We start from the raw sequence: 4,330 nt of genomic DNA on the forward strand, positions 1-4,330 counted from the left end.
GTAAAAAGAATAACCAATGCCCAATGCCCAATGCCCAATGCCCAATCCCCAATGCCCAATCCCCAATCCCCAATCCCCAATGCCCAATGCCCAATGCCCAATGCCCAATTTAAAACAGCGTGAGAATATACACTAAAGTAAACAAAACAATCCAGATAATATCTACGAAATGCCAGTAAATTTCTGCCATTTCGATGAAAGTATGATTGGTTGCAGAATAAGTACCGGGACGACGCGATCGCCACAACACACCTAAAATCAATAACAGTCCCACAAATACGTGCAAACCGTGGAACCCAGTCATGACATAAAAGCAGTTGGCGAATACGTTGGTAGTCAGACCATATCCTAAAGTTGAATATTCATAAGCCTGACCAATCAAGAAAATTGCGCCCATGATTGCAGTAATTGCATACCAAAACTGCATTCCTTTGACGTCATTCTTTTTAATCGCTGTATCACCGAAGTGAATGACGAAACTACTAGACACCAGAATGATGGTGTTAATTGTTGGCAACAAAAGCTCTACTTCAGTTCCTTCGGGAGGCCAAACATCTGTCATGCCTCGAAAGAACAAATAAGTAGCAAAAAATCCCCCAAACATTAAGGATTCAGAAGCGAGAAACGTCAACAATCCCCAGATTCTTAAATCTGGATGTTCTTCGTGTCCTGCACTGTCATGTTTGTTCGTCGTTGTAGCTATAGTCATTCCTCTCTTCCTCTGTGTTCTCTGCGCCTCTGCGGTTCGTTAAAAAAATTACTTGTTGGGACTGATGCCAAATTGCAATTTCACTCAACTCTTCACTTGTTCAGGGATTCTCAAAATTCCGAGTTTCAAGTCCCAAGCTCGGAGTTTCAAGTCCCAATGTTGGGGTTTTAAGTTTCAATCTCGGAGTTTCAAGTTCCAATCTCGGAATTTCAAGTTCCAATCTTGGAATTTTAAGTCTCAAGCTAGAAATTTCAAGTTCCAATCTCGGAGTTTTGAGTTCTTAACTTGGAGCTTCAACTTCCAAGCTTGGAGCTTCGAGTTTTTAACTCGGAATTTTGAGTTTCAAGCTCAAATGAACAATAGTTGCAGTCCCAACACAGATAACAGTACTCACTCTACTAACTAAGCACTAACTTCCGGCGTTGCAGACGACTGTATTTCATTACTGTAACCATGACCATAGTCATAAGGGCCGTGAGTGACAACAGGTAACACTTCCCAGTTTTCAATCATGGGTGGTGAGCTAGTTGTCCATTCTAAAGTCAAAGCTTGCCAAGGATTATCGCCCGCAAGTTTGCCTTTGCTCCAACTGTAGAGAATGTTGATAGCGAAAGGAATTACCGATATCCCCAAGACAAATGAACCAAAAGTACAAATTTGATTGAGGTCGATAAATTGCGGATCATACATTGCCACTCTTCGGGGCATTCCTTGCAAACCCAACTCGTGCATGGGTAAGAAAGTCAGATTAGTGCCGATGAAAGTGAGGACAAAGTGAACGCGACCCCAAGTTTCATTTAGCATCCGTCCGGTAATTTTGGGGAACCAGTGGTAAATGCCGGCGTAGATGCCAAACACGGAACCGCCAAACAGGACGTAGTGGAAATGTCCTACTACATAATAGGTGTCGTGGACGTGAATATCAAAGGGAGCTGTTCCCATTGTCACGCCACTTAAACCGCCCATAACAAACATGGACAACAAGCCAATGGCGAAAAGCATGGCGCTGGTGAAGCGGATTTTACCACCCCAGAGGGTAGCAACCCAGCCAAAAATCTTGACGCCAGTGGGAACCGCAACAATGAGGGTAGAAATAGTGAAGAACATCCGCATCCAACCGGGTGTACCGCTGGTAAACATGTGGTGTACCCAGACGAACAAACCCACAACGCAGATTGCTACACTAGAATAAGCGATCGCTTTATAACCAAAAATCGGCTTACGAGCGTGAACAGGAATCACCTCGGACATAATGCCGAAGATTGGCAGAATCATCAAATATACTGCCGGGTGAGAATAGAACCAGAACAAATGTTGGTAGATAACAACATTACCACCGGCATCTGGTTTAAAGAAGGAAGTACCAAAGTTGAGGTCAAACAATAGCAGGATTAAACCCGCTGCTAATACAGGTGTAGAGAGCAGCGCCAGGATGGAAGTTGCTAAGATTGCCCAGCAGAACAAGGGTACTTGATCCCATTTCATGCTAGGAACCTTCATCATCAAAATGGTGATCACAAAGTTTAGTGAACCCAAAATCGAAGAAGTTCCCACCAACACGATCGCAAGTATCCACATTGTTTGAGCGATAGGCGCTGTGACTAAGCTTAGAGGTGGGTAAGCTGTCCAACCAGATTGCGAACCGCCGAAGATGAAACTACCTAAAATGAGCGCCCCTGCTGGTGGGTTTAACCAGAAAGCGATCGCATTCAGCTTCGGGAAAGCCATATCCCTAGCGCCAACCATCAACGGCACCAGATAGTTGCCAAATCCCCCAATTGCACTGGGAACGATCCACAGAAAAATCATGATCGTCCCATGATTAGTCATGAAAGCGTTATACATATTGGGGTCGAGCAAGTCTGCATCTGGTGTTGCTAGCTCGGCACGAATGGCGATCGCCATTAATCCACCAATCAGATAGAACACAAACGCCGTCACCAGGTATTGAATACCAATAACCTTGTGGTCAACATTAAATGTAAAGTAGTCCTGCCATTTCCACGCTTTGGGATGGGAGGTGTGAGCAACCACCATTTCCGATTTTTTCCCTTCTGGTGGCGTATTCCGGGGAAATTCTACCTTTGTCATATTTTTTCACCACTACGCGGAGTCCAGGGTCAAACGTCCAAACTCCAAAGTAATAAAATTTGACCCTTAACTCTTGACTTTTGACTTTTGACTCTTGACTCTTAACTCTTAACTCTTGACTCTTGACTTTTGACTCTTGACTTTTGACTCTTAACTCTTGACTCTTGACTCTTAACTCTTAACTCTTAACTCTTGACTCTTGACTCTTGACTTTTGACCATTGACTCTAGAGTTGCTGCACTAATTCCCATATCGTGGGTGTGGGGAGCGAGAAACTCTGATGTAGATAAATTAGCAGGGTTAACCGCAACAACTTGATGTCCGTCTTGCTGTTGAGCAATTTGATTTTCTGTCCGCCAGCTATCATAAGCTTCCGGCGTGTGGACAATTACCTGTGTCCGCATTGAGCCATGATAACCACCGCATAGTTCAGCACACACTACAGGATATGTACCTGGTTTAGTGGCGACAAATCGAAGTTCGGTAGGGATACCCGGAAGCGCATCTTGCTTCAACCTGAAGTTTGGCACCCAGAATGAGTGAATTACATCCTGTGCTGAAAGATTGAGTTGTACATCAGCACCAACAGGAACATGCAATTCCCCAGAGGTAATCCCACTATCGGGATAGTTAAATATCCAGGCGTACTGTATCCCTTTGACATCGACAACTAAGTCGGCTGTTTTACCCAAGGTTGTTGGAGAAGCGCCGATGCCAATTGTCGGGGCAATTGTTGGGGTAGTTACAGATTCAGAGGTGTCACTTAAAGTAGCCGCAAGAGCGGTTCCCGGTGTATGAGCAACATGAGCTGAGGAATGAGGATGACCCGCAGGCTCAAAGCCTCCCATTTGGTTAAAAACATCTACACTGTAAATGCCTAAAGCCAGCACAATCAATGTTGGGATTGCTGTCCAAAAAACTTCTAAGGGTAAGTTACCTTCAATTGGCACACCGTCAGTATCGTCACCCCGACGACGACGAAACTGAATCAAAAAAATCACAATGGTTCCTTCTACCACCAAAAACAAAGCGATCGCAATAGTAAACATGATATTGAAAAATCCGTCTACCAAAGGCGCTTGTAGCGATGCTTGCACCGGCAGTAGAGTGTGATTTTGACCAATCCAAACGCTAATAGCTGTAACTACTATCCCAGCAATCAGAGTCCATAGTGAAACAGGAATTTGTTGCATACTGCTACCTGCTCTGTAAAACGTCTTTAAAGGTACTGGGATTGGGCATTGGGGATTGGGCATGGGGCATTGGGGATTGGGAATAATTTAGTTTTCAAGAACTAGAATTAGTTCTTCATCAGGGCTTACGCACAGGTAACGGAAAAACGTAGACGCAAAGCGGCTTGCCGCAGGCTACCGCAGAGAAGCCAGTGCAGTTGGGCGGGTTCCCCGACTTGTTCGCGCAGCGGCGACCACAGGAGAAGCAACTGGCGCGACACGGAGAAATGAGAGTTTGAGAGGTTTTTTGCGTAAGTCCTATTAATCCCCCATGCCCAATGCCCCATGCCCCATGCCC

General features: G+C 45.0%; 4 protein-coding genes. All 4 read right to left on the reverse strand.

The window, feature by feature from the left end; genetic code table 11:
* Positions 1 to 109: 109 nt before the first annotated feature.
* Positions 110 to 709, reverse strand: a complete 600-nt coding sequence (locus IQ246_RS29010) for a heme-copper oxidase subunit III (RefSeq protein ID WP_194006742.1) — start codon at positions 707 to 709, stop codon at positions 110 to 112.
* Between the two features lie 402 nt (positions 710 to 1,111).
* Positions 1,112 to 2,800, reverse strand: a complete 1,689-nt coding sequence (ctaD, locus tag IQ246_RS29015) for a cytochrome c oxidase subunit I (protein ID WP_194006743.1) — start codon at positions 2,798 to 2,800, stop codon at positions 1,112 to 1,114.
* A 185-nt stretch (positions 2,801 to 2,985) separates the two neighbouring features.
* Positions 2,986 to 3,993: a cytochrome c oxidase subunit II gene (locus IQ246_RS29020; RefSeq protein WP_194006744.1), complete on the reverse strand. Its 1,008-nt coding sequence runs from the start codon at positions 3,991 to 3,993 to the stop codon at positions 2,986 to 2,988.
* A 118-nt stretch (positions 3,994 to 4,111) separates the two neighbouring features.
* Positions 4,112 to 4,330: hypothetical protein (locus IQ246_RS30045; protein ID WP_208492350.1), on the reverse strand; the 219-nt coding region annotated here is incomplete at its 5' end.

Origin of the sequence: aff. Roholtiella sp. LEGE 12411 (assembly GCF_015206995.1) — a bacterium.
Lineage (GTDB): Bacteria > Cyanobacteriota > Cyanobacteriia > Cyanobacteriales > Nostocaceae > Komarekiella.

What these genes read in the sequence shown, in the direction of transcription:
- IQ246_RS29010 (WP_194006742.1), bottom strand. Translation starts at nt 709, where the DNA reads ATGACTATAGCTACAACGACGAACAAACATGACAGTGCAGGACACGAA.
- ctaD (WP_194006743.1), bottom strand. Translation starts at nt 2,800, where the DNA reads ATGACAAAGGTAGAATTTCCCCGGAATACGCCACCAGAAGGGAAAAAA.
- IQ246_RS29020 (WP_194006744.1), bottom strand. Translation starts at nt 3,993, where the DNA reads ATGCAACAAATTCCTGTTTCACTATGGACTCTGATTGCTGGGATAGTA.